This window comes from Ruegeria sp. BHSB064 (assembly GCF_059613205.1).
Window position 1 is genome coordinate 1 of the sequence record NZ_JBXWSB010000002.1, and the last position, 21075, is coordinate 21075.

The 21075-nt window shown below is 57.9% G+C and carries 19 protein-coding genes; 13 read left to right on the forward strand and 6 right to left on the reverse strand.

The features are described 5' to 3' along the window. A partial coding sequence (locus tag AC2FNU_RS00615; protein WP_496784214.1) for a thiamine phosphate synthase occupies positions 1-499 on the forward strand: 499 nt, incomplete at its 5' end. Between the two features lie 7 nt (positions 500-506). On the opposite strand, the gene AC2FNU_RS00620 is transcribed toward AC2FNU_RS00615, so the two are convergent. Continuing rightward, positions 507-1397, reverse strand: coding sequence for a HupE/UreJ family protein (locus AC2FNU_RS00620; RefSeq protein WP_496784215.1), 891 nt, complete (start codon positions 1395-1397; stop codon positions 507-509). Between the two features lie 42 nt (positions 1398-1439). Here AC2FNU_RS00620 and AC2FNU_RS00625 point away from each other — a divergent pair, with 42 nt between their 5' ends. From AC2FNU_RS00625 to AC2FNU_RS00640, 4 genes are all read left to right on the forward strand, one after another. Further along, positions 1440-1811, forward strand: a complete 372-nt coding sequence (locus tag AC2FNU_RS00625) for a hypothetical protein (RefSeq protein ID WP_496784216.1) — start codon at positions 1440-1442, stop codon at positions 1809-1811. 7 nt (positions 1812-1818) lie between these two features. Beyond that, entirely contained in the window at positions 1819-2712 is an 894-nt protein-coding gene (locus tag AC2FNU_RS00630) for a PfkB family carbohydrate kinase (protein ID WP_496784217.1), read from the forward strand. Next, entirely contained in the window at positions 2709-3620 is a 912-nt protein-coding gene (locus AC2FNU_RS00635) for a pseudouridine-5'-phosphate glycosidase (protein WP_496784218.1), read from the forward strand. Before AC2FNU_RS00630 ends, AC2FNU_RS00635 begins: the two co-directional genes overlap by 4 nt. A 79-nt stretch (positions 3621-3699) precedes the next feature. Next, the gene (locus AC2FNU_RS00640) at positions 3700-4377 is read left to right on the forward strand and encodes a DUF502 domain-containing protein (protein WP_496784219.1); all 678 of its coding nucleotides are present in this window, start codon (positions 3700-3702) and stop codon (positions 4375-4377) included. Here AC2FNU_RS00640 and AC2FNU_RS00645 read toward each other — a convergent pair whose 3' ends face one another. Together AC2FNU_RS00645 and AC2FNU_RS00650 are read right to left on the reverse strand one after the other, a co-directional pair. Next, positions 4378-5403 carry a patatin-like phospholipase family protein gene (locus AC2FNU_RS00645; protein ID WP_496784221.1) on the reverse strand — a complete coding sequence of 342 codons (1026 nt, stop codon included), beginning with the start codon at positions 5401-5403 and terminating at the stop codon, positions 4378-4380. 64 nt (positions 5404-5467) lie between these two features. Beyond that, positions 5468-6241: a 3-hydroxybutyrate dehydrogenase gene (locus AC2FNU_RS00650; RefSeq protein ID WP_496784222.1), complete on the reverse strand. Its 774-nt coding sequence runs from the start codon at positions 6239-6241 to the stop codon at positions 5468-5470. Between the two features lie 301 nt (positions 6242-6542). On the opposite strand from AC2FNU_RS00650, the gene AC2FNU_RS00655 reads away from it, so the two are divergent. Both AC2FNU_RS00655 and AC2FNU_RS00660 read left to right on the forward strand, forming a co-directional pair. Continuing rightward, the gene (locus AC2FNU_RS00655; protein WP_496784223.1) at positions 6543-8372 is read left to right on the forward strand and encodes an extracellular solute-binding protein; all 1830 of its coding nucleotides are present in this window, start codon (positions 6543-6545) and stop codon (positions 8370-8372) included. A 550-nt stretch (positions 8373-8922) separates the two neighbouring features. Further along, on the forward strand, positions 8923-9162 hold the full coding sequence (locus tag AC2FNU_RS00660) for a hypothetical protein (RefSeq protein WP_480799710.1): 240 nt from the start codon (positions 8923-8925) through the stop codon (positions 9160-9162). On the opposite strand, the gene AC2FNU_RS00665 is transcribed toward AC2FNU_RS00660, so the two are convergent. Next, positions 9151-9774, reverse strand: coding sequence for a helix-turn-helix domain-containing protein (locus AC2FNU_RS00665; RefSeq protein WP_496784224.1), 624 nt, complete (start codon positions 9772-9774; stop codon positions 9151-9153). The genes AC2FNU_RS00660 and AC2FNU_RS00665 overlap by 12 nt on opposite strands. Before the next feature lie 64 nt (positions 9775-9838). Between AC2FNU_RS00665 and AC2FNU_RS00670 the strand changes: the two genes are divergently transcribed. The 4 genes from AC2FNU_RS00670 to AC2FNU_RS00685 all read left to right on the forward strand — a co-directional run bounded on the left by AC2FNU_RS00670 (position 9839) and on the right by AC2FNU_RS00685 (position 15015). Beyond that, positions 9839-11356, forward strand: coding sequence for a class I adenylate-forming enzyme family protein (locus AC2FNU_RS00670; protein ID WP_496784225.1), 1518 nt, complete (start codon positions 9839-9841; stop codon positions 11354-11356). Next, positions 11353-12012 carry a DsbA family oxidoreductase gene (locus AC2FNU_RS00675; protein ID WP_496784226.1) on the forward strand — a complete coding sequence of 220 codons (660 nt, stop codon included), beginning with the start codon at positions 11353-11355 and terminating at the stop codon, positions 12010-12012. The genes AC2FNU_RS00670 and AC2FNU_RS00675 overlap by 4 nt, the downstream gene beginning before the upstream one ends. A gap of 76 nt (positions 12013-12088) precedes the next feature. Further along, positions 12089-13297: a multidrug effflux MFS transporter gene (locus tag AC2FNU_RS00680; protein ID WP_496784227.1), complete on the forward strand. Its 1209-nt coding sequence runs from the start codon at positions 12089-12091 to the stop codon at positions 13295-13297. A gap of 59 nt (positions 13298-13356) precedes the next feature. Beyond that, on the forward strand, positions 13357-15015 hold the full coding sequence (locus AC2FNU_RS00685; RefSeq protein WP_496784228.1) for a tetratricopeptide repeat protein: 1659 nt from the start codon (positions 13357-13359) through the stop codon (positions 15013-15015). Between the two features lie 145 nt (positions 15016-15160). Here AC2FNU_RS00685 and mfd read toward each other — a convergent pair whose 3' ends face one another. Together mfd and AC2FNU_RS00695 are read right to left on the reverse strand one after the other, a co-directional pair. Then, positions 15161-18619, reverse strand: a complete 3459-nt coding sequence (mfd, locus tag AC2FNU_RS00690) for a transcription-repair coupling factor (protein ID WP_496784229.1) — start codon at positions 18617-18619, stop codon at positions 15161-15163. 21 nt (positions 18620-18640) lie between these two features. Next, positions 18641-19165: a component of SufBCD complex gene (locus AC2FNU_RS00695; protein ID WP_496784231.1), complete on the reverse strand. Its 525-nt coding sequence runs from the start codon at positions 19163-19165 to the stop codon at positions 18641-18643. 119 nt (positions 19166-19284) lie between these two features. Here AC2FNU_RS00695 and hemB point away from each other — a divergent pair, with 119 nt between their 5' ends. Both hemB and AC2FNU_RS00705 read left to right on the forward strand, forming a co-directional pair. Next, positions 19285-20283 carry a porphobilinogen synthase gene (hemB, locus tag AC2FNU_RS00700; protein ID WP_496784233.1) on the forward strand — a complete coding sequence of 333 codons (999 nt, stop codon included), beginning with the start codon at positions 19285-19287 and terminating at the stop codon, positions 20281-20283. A gap of 144 nt (positions 20284-20427) precedes the next feature. Beyond that, complete coding sequence (locus tag AC2FNU_RS00705; protein WP_496784234.1) at positions 20428-21003, forward strand: lipid-binding SYLF domain-containing protein; 576 nt, start codon at positions 20428-20430, stop codon at positions 21001-21003. Positions 21004-21075 lie beyond the last annotated feature (72 nt).

Here is a 21075-nt window from a genome sequence, read left to right on the forward strand (position 1 = left end):
GCTGGCCGGAAGCGACGAAGACACCCTTTCCCGTGCGGCAGATGCCTGCCGCGAAGTTGCCCATGCGCGCGATGTGGCCATCGTCATTTCGAACCATGTTCTGCTGGCGCAGCGCCTGGGTCTGGACGGGGTGCATCTGGACGACGCGGCTCGGTCCGTCAGGGCGGCGCGCAAGGAGCTGGGCGCAGATGCGATTGTCGGCAGTTTTTGCGGAGCCTCCAGCCATGACGGTATGACGGCGGGTGAAAACGGTGCCGATTATGTGGCCTTCGGGCCAGTTGGCACCGCCGCTTTGGGCGACGGTACGCGTGCCGAAAAGGATCTGTTCCAGTGGTGGTCCGAGATGATCGAAGTACCAGTTGTGGCCGAGGGCGGTTTAACGCCCGACCTGATCCGCGCCCTTGCCCCCTGCACCGATTTCTTCGGCATTGGGGACGAGATCTGGAACAGCGACGATCCACTCGCCGCTCTTAACACTCTGTTGGCGGCGATGTCGTAATCCGGCATCACCCCATCATCCAAGGCTCGGCCAGCCAATAGACCCCGAGCCCCGCAATCAGGATCGAGGCCAGAGCGGAAATTCGGCCTCGCTTTCTGTGCGACCCACCCGCAAGCAAAAGTGCCAGACCAAACGCAGCTGATGCCGTGAAAATGAGTGGGAAAACAACCCCCGCCCCAAACCCCAGTGCAGCCGAAAGCTGATGGTCTGGCGGCACGCCAATGGTTTTTAAGGCCGTAGCCAAGCCCAACCCAAAGACTGTTCCTGCTGCAAACACAGTCAGGAGCCGCGCGACCTGCAACCGGCGGGCTACCAGATTCCACAATGCGAGAACAACGATGAACACTGGTGCCGGCTGGACTGGCACATAAGTGATCGGATTCAGTACACCGTAAACGGCCAACCCAAGCCCGAGGAACACACCAGTTGACAGAAACGCCACCTGCACTGCAACGGAGCGTAAAGTCAGCGACAAAAACACAAGGCACAAAGCAAGCAGGCAAGACAAAAAAGGCGCTTGCGTGAAATGATTGAGCCCCAGTGCAAAATACGTCTGCAATGTCTGTTGTGGTGTCAAAGACGCCCCACCGCGCAACGGGATCAGCGGGCTGGCCTCACCAGCTGTCAGATAACCTGTATAGGGGGCTGCAACACCCTGTTGGCGCAGCACGATCGGTCCGCCTTCTGTTGGCCAGCGCAGTCTGAGGTTCGAAGCATGCTCTGACAGAGGTGCGGTCAGGTACACAATTGAAACACGCGCAGTTTCTACGTCACCCGGATCAGGAACGCGCGCACCTGCGTATGAAAGCGTAAGTCGTTCTGGCACCTCGACCTCAACATCCTGCACCCAACTCTCAACAAAACCTTTTATCAGTGGCTCAAAATCTGATGACGCCATTTTCCGTAAGGATTGATACTGCGGGTCATCCAAAAGGGCTTGGTGCTGCGTTGGGTAAAGTCCGACCAGAAGAGCCTCGGCATTCAAACTGACCTCAAGAAACAGCTGTTCTTCAGAGATCCAAAAATCAATCACGGTCGGCGGCGTGGTTTGTGCCCGTCCTTGACCCATAAGGAAAAACAGCAGGACGAAAACACTCAAAAAGAAGACAGTAAGGGCACGAAGGATGGCACGGGAACCATGGCCATTCATACGAAACGCTCCGGTAAAAGAAACAAATCACCAATCATTGCGGGCAATTGTTCCCGCGCGGGCCTTAGATCGCAAGATCAAAAGGTGCAAATGCCCGATGATCCGGGAATATCCGTCGGCAGGAACGTTCTGACTTGCACGGGCATCACCGCTACGGCATGACATCCCCATGACTCAGAACAGCAATATCCTGTGCATTGGCTCGGTCCTGTGGGACGTGATCGGACGATCGGCAAGCGCCATGCGGCAAGGCTCGGACGTGCCGGGGCGGATCACCCGTCTGCCCGGCGGCGTTGCGATGAACATCGCCATGACGCTAGTGCGCTTTGGCATGACCCCTACGCTTCTCACCGCAATCGGACGCGACCCAGAGGGTGATGAGCTTGTCCACGCCTGTTCGCGGCTGGGCATGGTGACGGATCACATCTATCGCTCGCAGGATTTGCCGACCGACCGCTATATGGCCGTCGAAGGTGCAAACGGGCTGATCGCAGCCATTGCTGACGCGCACTCGCTGGAAGCGGCGGGTGCAAAAATCCTGCGTCCTTTGATGCATGGGCCACTGGGCTATGAGAACACGCCCTTTGAAGGACCGATCGCGCTGGACGGCAACCTGACATTAGACCTGTTGGAAGAAATTGCCCAAAGCCCAGCTTTTGCCCGCGCCGACCTGCGCGTGGCTCCGGCTTCTCCCGGCAAAGCGGAACGGCTGCTGCCTTTCCTCAAGCACGCTCGCGCCACGCTTTACGTGAACCTCGAAGAGGCCGGCATCCTCTGCCAACGCGAATTCACCGACTCTGAGAGCGCAGCCAAGGGCTTGTTGGATCGTGGCGCGCTTCGCGTGCTGGTCACCGATGGCGGCAACTCGGCCACCGTCGGCAGTTCTGGCGAAATCCTGACCCAAACACCCCCGTCCGTCCTGGTCACCCGCGTGACCGGTGCCGGGGATACCTTCATGGCGGCCCATATCGCCTCAGAATCCGGCGGCGCATCGAGTGATGAGGCCCTGACCCGCGCTCTGCACGCTGCCGCAACCTATGTTTCCGGAGAAACCCCACTGTGATCGACATTCAATACTCAGCCGAGGTCCGCGCTGCCAAAGACGCAGGCCAACCCATCGTTGCGCTGGAAAGCACCATCATCACCCATGGAATGCCCTACCCGCAAAACGTCGAAGTGGCCGCGCAGGTTGAACAGGATATCCGCGATACGGGCGCTGTTCCGGCCACCATGGCTGTGATTGAAGGCAAACTGCACGTGGGGCTCGAACCCGAGCAACTGCAATGGTTGGGTCAGGCGCAGGGCGTTGCCAAGATCTCGCGCGCGGACATGGCCGCCTGCATCTCGACCGGCGGTACCGGGGCCACCACCGTCGCCGCCACAATGATCGCCGCCCAGTACGCCGGGATCGAGGTTTTTGCCACAGGCGGCATCGGCGGTGTGCATCAGGGCGCAGAGACAACGTTCGACATTTCTGCCGACCTGCACGAGCTTGGCCATACACCGGTCACGGTGGTTGCTGCCGGGGCCAAAGCCATTCTCGACTTGGCAAAGACGCTTGAGGTTCTCGAAACGCTGGGCGTACCTGTCATCGCGTATGGGCAGGATGAGTTCCCTGCATTCTGGTCGGCCAAATCACCTTTTACGGCGCCTCTGCGTATGGACAGTGCCGGGGCCATTGCCAAAGCACACGCCACGCGCCGCGCGCTGGGTCTGCCCGGCGGACAACTGGTTGCCAACCCGATCCCCGCCGCCGATCAGATACCGGCCGCGGAACTGGCTCCGATCATCGCCGAGGCTCAGGCCGACGCGGATGCCCACCGCATCACCGGCAAAGCCGTGACCCCCTATCTGCTGCAACGCATCTTTGAAAAAACCGAAGGCCGTTCGCTGACCGCCAACATCGCACTGGTCCGCAACAATGCACGCCTAGCTGCCAAAATCGCGCAGTCACTGGTGCAGCAGGGTTGACGCAGCCCTATTGTACCAAAGCGACGGATTGACTACCTAAACCCCAGAAACCATTCGGAACTGCCCACTCGGACCTGCAATGAATACACCTTTCGACGAAGAGCCCCATCGCCGCCCCGGCCTGCTTTCACGGCTGCGCGCGTCCTTTCTGACCGGCATCGTCGTTATTGCACCTGTCTGGTTGACCGTCTGGCTCATCTGGTCCGTAGTCGGCTGGATCGACAGCGCCGTGCTGCCGCTGGTTCCGCAACAGTTCCAGCCGGAACAATATGTGGGCATCAACCTGCGCGGCGTGGGTGTGGTGATCTTCCTGATCTTCACAGTGCTCGTTGGATGGATCGCCAAAGGCATTCTGGGCCGCTCTCTGATCCATTTCGCCGAAAGCCTGGTCGACCGGATGCCCGTCGTGCGTTCCGTTTATTCCGGAATCAAGCAGATCTCGGAAACGGTATTTGCACAGACCGAACGGTCCTTTGAGAAAGCCTGCCTGATCCAGTACCCGCGCCGGGGCATCTGGGCCATCGGATTTGTTTCGACAAGCGCGCGTGGTGAGGTCAGCCAAAGGGCCGAAACCGGGGGCGAATTGCTCAGCGTCTTTGTGCCAACCACGCCCAACCCGACCTCGGGCTTCCTTCTGTTCTTTCCCGCCGAAGACGTAATCCTGCTGGACATGAGCATCGAGGACGCGGCGAAACTGGTGATTTCGGCTGGCCTGGTTTACCCCAACGAAAAAGACCCGACTCAGCCGCCCGAGTAATCAGCCAAACATCGCAGGCAGATCCACTGTGCTGTTCTGGCCCAGATCATCTTTGTGTTTCGCAAGAAACCCATCTGCCGCGTCGCGCCCTGCCTGCTTGAGCTTGTGCAGGATAACCGGATTGGGAACGGTTTTGGTTGCAACGGACAAGCTGTTCATCAGCTCGTTATCCGCGATCATGTGCACCAGAACACGGCTCATTTCACCGGCCTTCAGTTTGCCCTCTTTCAGCAGCCGCTGCACAAAACTGATCGCCCTGAGTTCGCGAAAAAGGGATGAGTTAAAGCTAATCTCGTTGATCCGGTTCTGGATCTGCTGCGGCGTGACCGGCACTTCATCACGCTCAAGCGGGTTGATATTTACGATCACCACGTCGTCCGGCAGATCGTCATCAAACAAAGGGTAAAGCGCCGGGTTCCCCGTATAGCCCCCGTCCCAATATGCCTCGGTCCGCTCGGTTTCAGGGTCATAGATTTCGACAGCCTTGAACAGAGTCGGCAAACAGGCCGAGGCCAGAATGGCGTCTGTCGAAATCTCATCTCCGGTAAAGACACGGATCTTTCCGCTTCGCACACAGGTAGCACAGACAAACAGGCGAGGGCCGTCATCTGCGCACACTTCGGCAAAGTTGAACCGATCAACCACTGACTCCAACGGGTTGCTATAAAATGGGCCATATGCATAAGGCGACACCATTCGGGACCACGCCTCGCCAATGGAATAAGGGACCGAATACTCCATAGCTCTGGAAATCGCTGCAGGCTCTACTCCTCGGAGCCAATGAGCCATGCGCATATCGCCAATCGCACCCATACGCGCCCACACCGCATCCAGACTTGCGCGTGCGCCGTCGCGCCCGGCATGCACCATGCCCGACTTGAATGCGGCCCCGTTCAGCGCCCCCGCTGACGTCCCGGTAATGGCCGCAACCTCGACGTCCTCTTCATCCAGAAACCTGTCAAGGACTCCCCAGGTGAACGCCCCATGCGCCCCGCCGCCCTGCAATGCCAGATTGATCCGTTTCATGCCTCAGCCCCTTCATCTTTTCAGAAATACTCCGGGGGTATGGGGGCAGCGCCCCCATGAATCCTCAAAGCGCGGTCCAGCCACCATCGACCGAAATCGTTGTCCCGGTAATCTGTGCCGCCGCGTCCGAGCACAAAAAAATGGCCGTACCACCCAGTTGCTCGACAGTGGCAAACTCCTTCGAAGGCTGCCGCTCTAGCAGGATGTTCTTCACAACATCCTCACGGCTCATGTTGTATTCCTTCATCGTATCGGGGATCTGCGCCTCGACCAAAGGCGTCAGAACGTAACCCGGACAAATCGCGTTACAGGTGATCGGCTCCTGCGCGGTTTCAAGCGCGACGGTCTTGGTCATCCCGACCACACCATGCTTTGCAGCGACATAGGCCGCCTTGTAAGGCGAGGCCGTGAGGCCGTGCGCCGAGGCGATATTGACGATCCGGCCCCATCCCGCCTTGCGCATCATCGGCAGCGCCGCAGCTGTGGTGTGAAACGCCGAGTTCATATTGATTGCGATAATCGCATCCCATTTCTCGGTCGGGAACTGATCGATCGGAGAGACATGCTGAATACCCGCATTGTTCACCAGAATATCACAGGCACCTGCCTGCTCGATCAGCGCGCGGCACTCATCCCCTTTGGACATGTCCGCTTTGATGTAACGCGCGGTGGTTCCGGTCTCATTTGCAATCTCTGCGGCCAGCGCATGATCTTCGTCCCGATCAGTAAAAGAATTCAGAACCACGTTGGCCCCTGCCTTGGCCAGCTCGCGTGCGACCCCCAGACCGATGCCTGAATTTGATCCTGTAATGATTGCCGTTTTGCCGGAAAGGCTCATGACCGATCTCCCTGATGCGATATCCTCGCGCACCATGCCATGCTGCACCTGCAAAGAAAACGGGGAAACATATGGAATTGAAATCCCGGGCCTGGGCATCCCGAACCGCCCAAAAAAAACGCCCGCACGAAGCGGGCGTTAAGTTATTGAGGCAGGTTTCATACAGGCAAGAAACCTATCGAGCAGTGGAACCTTTATAAGCAATTCTGCGCCTTCGTCCAAGCTAAAAGTTTGATAATAAGAAAAATCATCACTACGATGAATCCCAACAAAATAAGGCCAGAGCAGGATTGTTTCCAAAATGAGCCCGGATTTTCTCCGACCGTTTCGACCACTTGCGGCGGGAATCGCCGCCATTTTTCTTTTGTCTGCCGCCCATGCAGAATCGTCTCATGGCATAGCTATGTATGGGGACCCGGCCCTACCACCGGATTTTGTGTCCCTCCCCTACGCCAACCCAAATGCGCCCAAAGGCGGTAAAGCGGTGTTCGGAAACACCGGCGGCTATAACAGTCTGAACCCGTTTTTGCAAAAAGGCACCTCTCCATGGCAATTGCCGTTTTGGACCCACGAAAGCCTGATGGGTCGGTCTTGGGACGAACCTTTCACACTTTACGGGCTGTTAGCCGAATCAGTTGAAGCGGCGCCGGACAGGTCTTGGGTCGAATTCACTCTGCGCGAAGAGGCCCGATTTTCCGATGGCAGCCCCGTCACGGTCGAGGATGTGATCTGGTCCTATGAGACCCTCGGAACGGAAGGGCATCTACGGTACCGAGGGCTTTGGGGCAAGATCGACAGCATTGAACAGACCGGTCCACGCTCGGTCCGGATCACGTTCAACGACCCTGACCGGGAATTGGCCTTGCTGGCCGGGATGCGTCCGATCCTGCAAAAGGCGCAGTGGGACGGGAAGGATTTCGCGAATGCCACGTTGCAGGACGTTCCAATCGGAACCGGCCCATACGTCATCGACAGCTATGAGGCCGGTCGCTATGTGAACCTGCGGCGTAACCCGGACTATTGGGGCGCTGACATTCCGTTTCGTCGCGGCACCATGAACCTCGATGAACTACGGATTGAATTCTACGGAGACGGCTCGGTCGCGTTTGAAGCTTTCAAAGCCGGAGAGCTTTCGGCTGTGCGCGAGTTCAACGCAGACAAATGGAACAAACAATATAACTTTCCGGCCGTTCAGCGCGGGGATGTGATCAAGACCGAAATCCCCCATGGAAAACCGTCGGGGATGACGGGCTTTGTGATGAATACCCGCAAAGCCCCGTTGGATGACTGGCGCGTGCGCGAAGCGCTGACGCTTGCCTTCAATTTTGAGTTTATCAACGACACGGTCACAGGTGGCGCACAGCCGCGTATTACGTCTTACTTCTCCGGCTCTGATCTGGCGATGCAGCCAGGGCCAGCAGCCGAACCGGTCCGCGCTTTGCTGGAGCCCTTTGAAGCCGAGCTGACGCCTGGCACATTGGAAGGGTATGAGTTGCCGCAAGGCGACGGCTCAGAACGCAACCGGCGCAACATTCGCCAGGCAGTCAAACTGCTGGAAGACGCGGGATGGACTGTTCAGGATGGCGTGCTCAAAAACGCGGAAGGTCGTCCGCTGAAGATTGAAATGGTGATCAGCCAGGGCAGTCTGAATGTCGTGCAGGATGTTGGTACAATTGCCGAGATATACGCGCGCGCCCTGGAACGTCTGGGTATAGAGTTGGTGGTCGAAAAGGTTGACGATGCACAATACACCTCGCGTATGAACGACCTTGATTTCGACATGACGCCATTCCGCCGCGCCCTGTCCCTGTCGCCGGGCAATGAACAAAGGTTCTACTGGGGCAGCGAATTTGTAGACACGCCGGGTACGCGAAATTTGATGGGTGTTTCCTCGCCCGCCGTTGACGCGATGATCGATGCCATGCTGGCCTCGGAGACGCGCGAAGATTTCACCACGGCCACCCGCGCTCTGGACCGTGTCCTGACCGCAGGCCGCTATGTGATCCCGATCTGGAGCTTTGATGTCGGGCGCATTGCGCATATCCGTGAGCTCAAGTTCCCCGACACATTGCCTATCTATGGGGACGGCCCGCAATACATGCCCGATGTCTGGTGGTACGAGGCGAACTAGGCCAATGACGGCTGACCCGGGGCAACCAACCCCGAGTTGGACCGCCTGAAATCTCATCCGCATCGATAGTTGAGCAAGTTCCTGCTGATTATTTTCAGCAAGACGCCAGGAACGAAAACCAGTCGCAGAGCGCCTGCAAAAGGCACAAACGGCGTGCCATCACAATACGGCTTTCATGATGGCTGGATTGGTGCAAGAAACACATCAACACTCGGTGAGTTACGCGTGACACCCCGTAAAAACCTTTATTTTACGGGCGAAAGATGTATACACCGCTCATGAATTTGATCAGGTGTGGACTGGGGCATTTGCACTTCTGCGCTGCGTTTGATCATTCCGGCAGAGCCGGAAAACGCATAACCGGGCCCGCCACCACTCACACCGATAGCAGGCCCGCCCGCCCGTTGCGGAGCTTTCGCAGCGGGCACCACCCCTAAATAAATTGTGAAAGACAGGTGCGACATTTTGTCATGTCTTACCTTACGGCAGCCATTCCTTACGCTGTTGTGGGGGAGAGCAGTCCTAATGGCTACAAAAGGAAAGCTCAAAGATGATGAACTGGACGGATCTTAAACAAGACTGGAACGCGGCCTACGCACGTGCTAAACGGCGCTTTCCGAACTTGCGGGATCAGGACATGATGCGCGTGTCAAAGGACCGGAAAGGGTTCGAAGCTTATCTGGCAGAGCGTCACCAGCTAACCATGAACGAAGCGCACGAAGAAGTTGAAGATTTCCTGTTTACCGAAGGCCTGAACCGCGAATTCACGCACGCATCACTAAGCAAGTGATGTGACCCAAAGGATCGTCGCATCTTCGTCACTGACGGAGATGACGTTGTGCCCCATGCTGCCGTCATAATATGCGCTGTCGCCACGGCGCATTTCGACAGGCTCATAAAACTCAGTAAACAGCCGCACAACGCCCGTGAGGACATACATGAACTCCTCACCATCGTGGCGCACCCAACCCTCAAACTCATCCATCGACCGCGCCCGCACCCGCGCGCGATACGGCAGCATATGTTTCTTGGTGAGCGTCTCGGCCAGCAACTCATGCTCGTACGTGGCCGTGGCATGGGCCGCCCCTTCGCCGGTACGCGTTACGGCCATGCGACCGATCACCTGATCACGCTGCGGCGGGGTGAACAGTTGCGGCACTGAAATCTCAAGGCCAATCGCCAGCTTCTTAAGCGCGTCGTACGTGGGCGACATCTGCCCGTTTTCGATCTTGCTCAGCGTCGAGCGTGCCAACCCCGCCTGTGTGGCAGCCTGTTCCAAAGTCCATTCGCGTGCCTTGCGCAGCTCGCGCACCCGCGCGCCTAGGTCCAGTGGTTCGACTTCGGTATGGTCGCCGGAATCGCGGGCAATTCGGATCAGGGATTTTGGATCTTGAGTGCTCATGCCCTCTCTATAGGCTTGGTCCGCCGCGCTTGCAACGCGGCAGGCTCCGCGATAGCCAATGGCCATGTTGTCCATCTTTGATAAAGGGGCGCCCGCGCCCTGCCCCCAACCCTTTAACCTGGCAGCTCATGTTCTGGGTCACGCAGATCGCATCCCCGACAAAGTGGCGCTGTCTGTGTTACATGCAGACGGGGTTCAGAATTGGCGCTATTCGGATCTGAAATCCGCTGTATTGGGCACTGGCGCAGGATTGCTTAAGGCCGGTCTGAAACCGGGCGACATTGTTTTGATGCGGCTGGGGAACACGGTTGATTTTCCGATAGCCTATCTGGGCGCAATCGCTGTGGGTATTGTACCGGTGCCGACATCATCGCAGCTGACGGAACCTGAAACCGCCAAAATGGTCGAAGATCTTTCTCCGGCAGCGATACTGCGCGACCCTAACGTCGCCTGTATCTCGCATCCCAAACAAATCGAACTGGGTGCGTTGAAAGCCATGCGCACGCTGCCACAAGCCGCGTTTGATATTGGCGACCCCGAGCGGATGGCCTATGTCGTCTACACCTCTGGAACATCAGGCAAGCCACGCGCAGTGGCCCATGCCCATCGGGCAATCTGGGCGCGGCAGATGATGGTCGATGGCTGGTATGGTCTGCGCGAAACCGACCGATTGTGCCACGCGGGCGCGTTCAACTGGACCTACACGCTGGGCACAGGGCTGATGGACCCGTGGACCATTGGCGCAACGGCCCTGATCCCCGAACCCGGCACCGATATCGACGCCCTGCCCGCCTTGTTGCGCCAGCACCGCGCTACGATCTTTGCTGCGGCCCCCGGTGTCTTTCGGAAGATGCTGCAAACGTCCGAGCAGATGAACCTGCCCGACCTGCGCCATGGCTTGTGCGCGGGTGAGAAATTGTCGCGCGCTTTGCACGAGAAATGGGTTGCCAGCACCGGCACCGACCTGTTCGAAGCCTACGGCATGTCGGAATGCTCGACGTTCATCTCTTCCAGCCCGGCCCACCCCGCGCGTAGCGACGCGCTAGGTCAACCGCAACCGGGGCGTCGTGTGGCCATTCTGGGTTCTGACGGTCCAGTACCGCAAGGACAGGAAGGCACCATCGCCATTCACCGCTCGGACCCCGGTTTGATGCTGACCTATCTCAACGCACCCGACGAAGCCGAGGCGCGGATGCAAGGGGATTGGTTTCTGACCGGAGATCAGGGGGCGATGGCAGTGGATGGCCAGATCAGCTATCTGGGCCGCGATGATGACATGATGAACGCGGGTGGCTATCGCGTGTCCCCGGTTGAGGTCGAAGCCGCGCTGTCCCGTTTTCCCGGCATCACTCAGGTTGGCGCTGCGGCAGTTGAGGTCAAACCGGACACATTTGTGATAGCAGCCTTCTATACCGGCCCGGAAAAGCTGGACGATGCGGCCCTGCGCGCCTATGTCGAAGCCAATCTGGCCCGCTACAAGCAACCGCGCGCCTTCATCCACCTGCCTGCCCTGCCAACTGGCGGCAATGGCAAACTCCTGCGCCGCGCGTTGCCGGCCTATTTCGAGGCACCAACCACATGACCCAGACCGTCAAGCTCGACATCCTGTCCGACCCGATCTGCCCCTGGTGCTATATCGGCAAGACGCATCTGGACAAGGCACTGGCCAATATCCCCGATCATCCCTTTGTCATCGAATGGCATCCCTTTCAGCTGAACCCAGACATGCCGGATGCTGGCATGGACCGGCGCGAATACCTTGAGCGTAAGTTCGGAGGCAAAGACGGCGCTGTGCGGGCTTATGCGCCTGTGGTGGAACATGCTGAAAATGCGGGCCTCGAGATCGATTTTGAAGGCATGAAGCGCACGCCCAACACGCTGGATGCCCACCGACTGATCCACTGGGCCGGAATCGAAGGCAAACAGAATGCTGTCGTCGATGCCTTGTTCGACGCCTATTTCGTGCAGGCCCGTGACATCGGCGACCCTGAGGTTTTAGCCGACATTGCCGACAGCGCCGGTATGGACGCCGCCGTGGTCATGAAATTGCTGAAATCTGACGCCGACCGCGACGACATTCGCAAACGTGACAGTCATTCGCGTGAAATGGGCGTCAGCTCGGTCCCAACCTACATTGTCGCCAACCAACATGCAGTTCCGGGTGCTCAACCACCTGAAATGTGGGAGAAAGTGATCGCCGAGATTATGTCTCAACTTGAGGCTTCCCCTGCAGAATAGCACAGAGGTCTGTGCGAATTTCCAGTCTGGTCTAACCTGACCCGCCATGATAGCGCGAACGGGTTAGGAGTGCTTCATGGCCAACCGCATGTCGAAGGCGGAATTCATTGCTCTGATCGCAATGATGTTCGCCACAATCGCGTTTTCGATCGATTCAATGCTGCCTGCCCTGCCAGAAATCGGCGCGCAGCTCAGCCCCGATGATATCAACCGGGCGCAGTTAATCCTGACGTCTTTTGTGTTGGGCATGGGGATCGGCACGTTCTTTACCGGCCCAATTTCGGACGCGGTGGGACGCAAACCCGTTATTTTCGGCGGTGCACTTTTGTACATCGCGGCATCTGCGGTTGCGTGGGCCAGCTCATCGCTGGAACTGGTGCTGATTGCGCGCGTTGTTCAGGGTCTGGGCGCCGCTGGTCCGCGCATCGTGGCCATGGCCATCATCCGGGATCTCTATTCCGGGCGTGAGATGGCCCGCATCATCTCGATTGCAATGATGATTTTCACACTGGTTCCTGCCATCGCACCGATGCTGGGCGCAGGTGTCATCGCTTTGTTTGGCTGGCGTGGTATCTTTGTTTCGTTCATCTTGTTTGCGCTGATCGTCGTAAGCTGGATGAGCGTTCGTCTGCCGGAATCCCTCGCCATGGAAAACCGCCGTCCCTTCCGCCTGCCCCTTATGATCGCCGCTGTGCAAGAGATGTTTGCCCATCCAACAGTGCGCCTGTCGATCCTTGTACAAACCCTGTGCATGGGAATGCTGTTCACCATGCTGACCATGGTGCAGCCGGTCTATGATGTGATCCATGACCGGGCGGACAGCTTTCCCTTTTGGTTCGGCTTTGTCGCTCTGATGTCTGGCTCGGCCAGTTTGCTGAACGCCGCGTTGGTGGTGCGCGTCGGAATGCGGCGGATGGTGACCTTTGCCTTTGGCGCTCAGATCGCAATTACATCAATGGTCATTCTTCTGAACATGACCAACCTGTCTCCAACAACGTCATTTGCGCTGTTTGTCTTTTGGCAAACCATGGTCTTCTTTATGGCGGGTATCACGATCGGCAACCTGAACGCCATCGCGATGGAACCGATGGGGCACATTGCTGGCATGGCGGCTTCGGTGATCGGGTCAATTTCGACAGTGCTGGCGGCAGTCATCGCAGCCCCGATCGGATTGCTGTTCGACGGATCCATCACGCCTTTGACCTTTGGCATCCTGACCATGTGCGTTTTGGCTTTCGGCCTGATGCTGCACATGGGCCGGGTGGAAGAGCGACTGCCAGCCTGACCTGTGCAAGCTGTTGGAAACGCGCTACCCTCGGCGACAACCTGAGGGGAGGTCTTTCGATGAGCGATTATTACGATCTGGGCGCGTACACCTGCCCGATTTCCACTTCGAGCCCCGAAGCACAACTATGGTTCGACCGAGGCCTGAACTGGACCTACGGGTACAACCACGAAGAAGCCGTCGTGTGTTTTCAACGCGCGGTCGAGCATGACCCCCAATGTGCCATGGCCCATTGGGGCGTGTCCTATGCCGCAGGGCCGAATTACAACCTGCCTTGGGAATTGCAGGATGATCGAGGGCGTAGCAAAGCGCTGGCACTCGCCTATGATGCAATGCAGAAAGCATTGGAGTATGCAGACACCTGCACGCCTGTTGAGCAGGCTCTGATCCGAGCGCTGCCCGCACGCTACCCGCAACACGATCCAATCGAAGACATGCACCAGTGGGACCATGACTTTGCCGACGCGATGCGGGCGGCGTTTGCAACGCACCAAGATCACCTCGACCTGCGGACAGTTTATGTCGAAGCGTTGCTGAACCTGACCCCTTGGCAGATGTGGGATCTGAAAACCGGCGAACCCGCAGAAGGCGCGGCAACGCGTGAAGCGCAAGAGGTGCTGGAATGGGCCATGGCCAATGATCCGGCTGCCATGTCACATCCCGGGCTGCTGCATTTGTATGTCCATCTGATGGAAATGTCTCCCACCCCCGAGAAGGCGCTGAAAGCCGGGGACGTTCTACGCACATTGGTGCCGGATGCGGGACACCTGGTGCATATGCCAACGCACATAGATGTGCTGTGCGGCCACTACCAAAATGTGGTGCACTGGAACGAAAAAGCCTCGGAAGCTGACCTGAAGTATTACGAACGTGAAGGCGCGTTCAACATCTACACCGGCTATCGCCAGCACAACTACCATTTTGCAATCTACGGCGCGTTGTTCCTGGGGCAAATCGAACCTGCCCTACGCGCCAATCAAGGAATTTGGGATACGACGCCGGAAGAAATGCTGCGCATCGAAAGCCCGCCGATGGCGGATTTCTTCGAAAGCTACATGTCCATGGGGCCACACATCCTGATCAGGTTTGGCCGCTGGGAAGAGGCGAAAGCGCTGGATCTGCCCTCTGATCCGGACCTGTATCGAACCTTAACGGCCACAACCCATTACGCCCGTGCCATCGCACATGCCGCTACCGGAGACATCATCCACGCCGAAGCTGAAGAGAACCTGTTTCTCGCAGCCAAGGAATGCGTCCCCGAAACCCGCAGGCTGCACAACAACCGGGTGATCGACCTGCTGGAGATTGCCCGGGAAATGCTGCGCGGCGAGATCGAATATCGCAAATGCAACTTTGAGATTGCTTTTGCTCATTTGCGCCGATCAGTCGAATTGGACGATACGCTGCCCTATGACGAACCCTGGGGTTGGATGCAGCCTACCCGCCACGCGCTTGGCGCTTTGCTTTTCGAACAAGGCCACGTCGCCGAGGCCGAAGAGGTTTATCGCGAAGATCTGGGCTTGGGCGGAAGCCTCAGCCGCGCCTCGATCCACCCCGACAATGTGTGGAGCCTGAAGGGGTTGCACGATTGCCTCGCTGCGAGGAAGGAAACGATAGAAATCCGTCAAATCAAAAAGCGGCTCGACCTGGCCTTGGCCCGAGCCGACCAAATGGTGGCGGCCTCTTGCTTCTGTGCGCAGGCTGCGATGCGTGACTAATGGGATAGATCGCGCTGCCGCGCGATGCCTCCGGCGGAGGTATTTTTAGCCAGATGAAGCTGGGATCCGCGTCTTCATCTGGCCGCAAATACCTCGGGGGAGATGCGCGGAACGCGCAGCGGGGGCAGCGCCCCCTTCCCCCATGTCAACCTGCCTTGGCCTTTTTCTGTACTGCGACCACTTTTTCAGCCAGATCGCGGGCAATGGCAAAAGCCCCTTTGATCTTGTCGCTGTCTTTCTTCCAGTCGCGCCGTACAACGATCTTGTTGTCCTTGACCTTGGCCATTCCGCGCTGGTTCTGAATGAATTCGACCAGCCCCTGAGGAGAGGCAAACTTGTCGTTGTGAAACTGAATGGTAGCGCCCTTTGGACCGCCATCCAGTTTGGCGATCCCTGCCCGTTTGCACATCGCTTTGATGCGTACGACCAGCATCAGAGTGTTGACCTCTTTCGGCAATTTGCCGAACCGGTCGATCAGTTCGGCGGCAAATCCTTCAAGCTCAACCTTTGTCGACAGCGACGACAGGCGGCGATAGAGACCCAGACGCACGTCCAGATCGGGCACGTAGTCGTCCGGGATAAGAACCGGCACGCCCAGATTGATTTGCGGAGCCCATTGATCGTCGGCATCCGACAGCCCCTCCATTTCACCTGCTTTGATCTTGGCAATCGCCTCTTCCAGCATCGATTGGTAGAGTTCATAACCGACGTCGCGCATCTGGCCGGACTGTTCCTCGCCCAGCAAATTACCCGCGCCGCGAATGTCGAGATCCTGCGATGCCAATGTGAACCCGGCCCCGAGTGTATCAAGCGAGCCAAGTACGCGCAGGCGTTTTTCGGCCGTGGTGGTCAATCTTTGACGCGGCTTGGTGGTCAGATAGGCGTAAGCGCGTGTCTTAGACCGCCCCACCCGGCCGCGTATCTGATAGAGCTGCGCAAGACCAAACATATCCGCGCGGTGAACAACCATTGTGTTCGCTGTCGGAATATCCAGCCCGCTTTCGACAATGGTCGTGGCCAGCAGGACGTCATACTTACCGTCGTAAAACGCATTCATCCGATCGTCGAGTTCGCCCGCTGCCATCTGACCATGCGCCACCACATAAGTCAGTTCGGGCAGTTGGTCCTTCAGGAACTCTTCGATCTCGCGCAGATCCGAGATGCGCGGGACGACATAGAAACTCTGCCCGCCGCGATAGTGTTCACGCAGCAGTGCCTCTCGGATCGTAACGGCATCGAATTCGCTGACATAGGTTCGGATCGCAAGCCGGTCGATAGGAGGCGTTCCGATGATCGACAGATCGCGCACGCCGGTCAGCGACAATTGCAAGGTCCGCGGGATTGGAGTTGCGGTCAGGGTCAGCACGTGAATGTCGCTGCGCAGTTGCTTCAGACGTTCTTTGTGTCCCACGCCGAAATGCTGTTCCTCGTCGATAATCAGCAAGCCCAGATTGTTGAACCGGATGTTCTTGGCCAGCAGCGCGTGGGTGCCGATCACGATGTCCACTGTACCGCGCGCAAGACCATCACGGGTTTGCTGCGCCTCTTTCGCGGACACGAAACGCGACAGTTGCCGCACCTCCAACGGGAAGCCGCGGAACCGTTCTTTGAAGCTTGCCGCGTGTTGACGCGCCAGAAGGGTGGTGGGGGCCACTACGGCCACCTGTACGCCTGACATGGCGGCGACAAAGGCGGCGCGCATGGCGACCTCGGTCTTACCAAAACCAACGTCGCCGCAGATCAGGCGATCCATCGGGGCGCCGGAATGCATGTCTTCCATCACGTCCGAGATGGCCCGCAGCTGGTCATCGGTTTCCTGATACGGGAAGCGCGCGCTGAACTCCTCCCACGCATGGGGCGGCGGGTCCATCACCGGAGCCTTGCGCAGGGCGCGTTCGGCGGCGATGCGGATCAGCTTGTCCGCCATCTCGCGAATGCGCTCTTTCAGCTTGGCTTTCTTCGCCTGCCACGCGCCCCCGCCCAGACGATCCAGCAAACCTTCGTCATGGCCGTATTTCGAAAGAAGTTCGATATTTTCAACCGGCAGGTACAGTTTGGCTTGCTCGGCGTATTCCAGCAGCAGGCATTCGTGCGCGGCACCGGCGGCTGTGACTACTTCCATGCCCATGTAACGACCGATCCCGTGGTCCACATGCACCACCAGATCACCGGGGCTAAGCGATTGGGTCTCGGTCAGGAAGTTCTCGGCCTTGCGGCGCTTCTTGGGCTGGCGGATCAGGCGGTCGCCCAAAACGTCCTGTTCGGCGATCACGGTCAGGCCGGGGGTTTCGAACCCGTGCTCCAGCGCCCAGACGGCCAAATGCAAGCCGCGCTTACCGATGCGGGTGCCATCACCCACCGGGATCGCTTCGGCCAAACCTTCGTCTTCGATCAATCCTGTCAGACGTTCGCGCGCACCTTCTGAATACGAGGCGATCAGCACCGGGCCTTTGTCGAGCTTGGCTGTGATATGACCGGCCAAAGCGCCGAACAGGCTGATGCTCTCCTGCTGGCGTTCCGGGGCAAAGTTGCGCCCGATCCGCCCGCCTGCATCGATGACACCAGGACCAGAAGCCTGCGGCAAGGGGCTGAACTGCATCACTCTGCGATCTGCGACCGCCGCCTCCCACGCGGCATCGTCAAGGTACAGCAGACCCGGTGGGGTGGGTTTGTAAACCGTGTCCATGCGAGATCGGTTTTCCAAAGCAAGACGCCGGGTTTCATATTGATCGGCAATCGTATCCCACCGCGCCAGACGTGCAGGTGTGACCTGATCATCTAAGGTGATCGTGGCGTCCGGCAGATAGTCAAACAGCGTCTCAAGCTTGTCGTGAAAAAAAGGCAGCCAGTGTTCGATGCCCTGATGCTTTCGACCGGCGCTGACCGCCTCGTAAAGCGGATCATCGGTGCCCGCTGCGCCAAATTCAATGCGATAGTTCTGACGGAACCGGGTGATCGCGGCCTCGTCCAAAATGACCTCGGACACAGGTGCGAGTTCCACCACATCCAGCTTTTCGGTGGTGCGCTGCGACACCGGATCAAAGCGGCGCGCGCCGTCCAGAACGTCACCGAAAAGATCCAGACGAACGGGGCCGGATTCGCCCGGAGGGAAGATGTCTATGATGCCGCCACGAATGGCATAATCGCCGGGCTCCATCACCGTTGGGCTTTGGGTGAACCCCATGCGCACCAGAAAGTTTCGCAGAGCGGTTTCGTCGATGCGCTGATCAACACGCGCGGTAAATGCAGCCTCGCGCAGAACCTCACGCGCAGGCACACGCTGGGTGGCGGCATTCAGTGTTGTCAGCAGCACGAATTTCTGCGGCATCTGGTGAACCAGCGCCGCCAAGGTGGCCACCCGTGCCGCCGATATATCCGCGTTCGGCGACACGCGATCATAAGGCAGACAATCCCAGCCAGGGAACACAAAGACCGGCATATCTGGGGCAAAGAAGGCCAGCGCAGCGCGCATTGCTTCCATTCGCTTGTCATCACGAGCGACATGGGTCACCGGCCCGTTGCTGCGGGCGATTTCGTTCAGCACAAGTTGTGCGTCAAACCCTTCAGGGGCGCCGCCAACTGTCACGTGGTTCGGAGCCTTCATCGCCTCGCCTTTCAGATATGTCTAACCCAGAACACCAATCGAAATGTTCTGATACATGCCCCAGAACGAAGTGACCAGTATCGAGATCATACCGATGATCTGAGTATAAAGACGGCACCGGGAAATGGTCTTGGTGACGGTTTCAAGCGTCAGTTCCTGCCGTCGCAGGCGCCGGGCTTGCGAGATGTTCACCAAAAGAACCAGCGTCATCGGGAACATCAACAAAAACACCGCCTGTGCAAATTCAACGTCGTAAAAGAAACCAAGTGTCGCCAGACCGGTCAGTATAAAACTTGCAAAAGCAAAAAGGATGGTGCCCGACATGTCAACGATCAGCAAAATTCGGTTCGTGTTGATGCGCACGATGTCCAAAAGATCGATCTCGACCTGCCCGCCGATCCGACGCGCGCGTACAACCAGATCATAGGGGATGCCCATCACCCAATGGCTTGCCGACGACCAGACCACCGCAAGCACAATCCAATACCACAGATTCGAAAAACTGCGCATGTCGATGAGTTCAAAAATCGAAGAGTACCAGTCCAAACCCAACCCTTTATTCAAACAACTCAGGGGGGTTTATCGCGGCGGCGCGTCCATTGATACCCTTGAGACCTTTGTGAATTCATGCCACCCAATGCTGGAATGTTCAAGGAGAACGCGCCATGAAACCGACCATTGCCCCCTACCCCATGACCCGTTTTCGACGGGCCCGTCAGTCCGAGGCAATTCGGGGGCTGGTACGTGAAAACACGCTGACCACGCAAGACCTGATCTGGCCGGTATTCGTGCGAGATGGCGAAGGGATCGAAGAACCTGTGCCTTCGATGCCGGGTGTTGTGCGGAGGTCGGTGGATTTGATTGCCAAAGCCGCGACCGAGGCACAAGCACTTGGAATTCCTGCGATTTGCATCTTTCCCTACACGGACTCATCACTGAAAACCGAAGATTGTGCAGAAGCATGGAACCCAGACAATCTGTCGAATCGTGCTATTCGGGCGATCAAAGCTGCCGCGCCCGATATTGCCGTGATGACCGACGTGGCGCTGGACCCCTACAATATCAACGGACATGACGGTTACGTCGTTGATGGTGAGATCGTGAATGATCGGACCGTCGAGGCTTTGGTCAAAATGACCCTTGCTCAGGCAGAGGCTGGCGCAGACATTATCGGCCCATCAGACATGATGGACGGTCGGATCGGCGAAATGCGGCGCGCATTAGAGGGCGCTGGCCACCACAACGTCATGATCCTCAGCTATGCCGCGAAATACGCAAGCGCTTTCTATGGCCCCTTCCGTGACGCCGTCGGGGCGTCTGGCGCGCTGACCGGTGACAAGAAAACCTATCAGATGGACCCGGCCAACTCGGACGAAGCGCTGCGCCTGATCGAGCGTGACCTGTCTGAGGGGGCGGATATGGTGATGATCAAACCGGGCATGCCCTACCTGGATATCTGCCGCCGGGTAAAGGACAGTTTTGGCGCGCCGACCTACGCCTATCAGGTTTCAGGCGAATATGCGATGATCCAGGCCGCTGCGCAGAACGGCTGGATCGACGCTGAAAAGGTGATGCTTGAAAGTCTGCTGGCCTTCAAGCGCGCGGGATGTGACGGTATTCTGACCTATTTCTCTCCGCAGGTCGCACGCATCCTTCAGGGCTAAAACCCCAATGGGTCGCAATTTTTCGCCGACAAACACGCTGCTTAAGGCAGCTTTCCCGTGACACATCGCCCTAATCGGCGTATCCTTGCCACCAAGATCGGGATCACCCGACATTTCAGGCACAGTTACAGAGACATAAAAACCATGAGCAGTTCCCCTTCCCCCCGACTGAACCGTCGCGGATTTGCCTTTGGCATGGCAGGTTTGACACTGACCGCCGCCTGCGGCAACGGCGTCGGCAATTCTAACGCGGCCACGATTGACGCCCGCGTCGACGCGACGCTTACAGAGATGTACGCGAAATATCCCAACACGGTTGAGATCGTGAACAAAGCCAACGGGATGTTGGTTATGCCCCTGATCACCGACGCCGGATTGATCTTCTTTGGAGGTGCCTACGGCCAGGGCGCACTGCGTATCAACGGAGCGACGGTCGATTATTATTCCGCAATTTCCGGAACTGCGGGCCTGCAAATTGGTGCACAGCAATATGCGCATGTTCTGTTCTTCATGACCGAAGATGCGCTGAACGATTTCCGCCGTTCCAGCGGATGGACAGCCGGCGCCGATATTGGATATGTGGTTGACGCAACCGGGAGTTCCTTGTCCACGGACACAACAACACTGCGCTCGCCAGTTCTAGCAGCGGTCTTTGGTCAGGCTGGTCTGAAATTCGGCGCGACCGTCGAAGGCACGAAGTACACGCGCATCATTCCATAATCCGGATTACCACTTCCCCCACACATGGCCCCCGTCGCAGCACAACACTGCGGCGGGGCAGTTGTTTTCAAG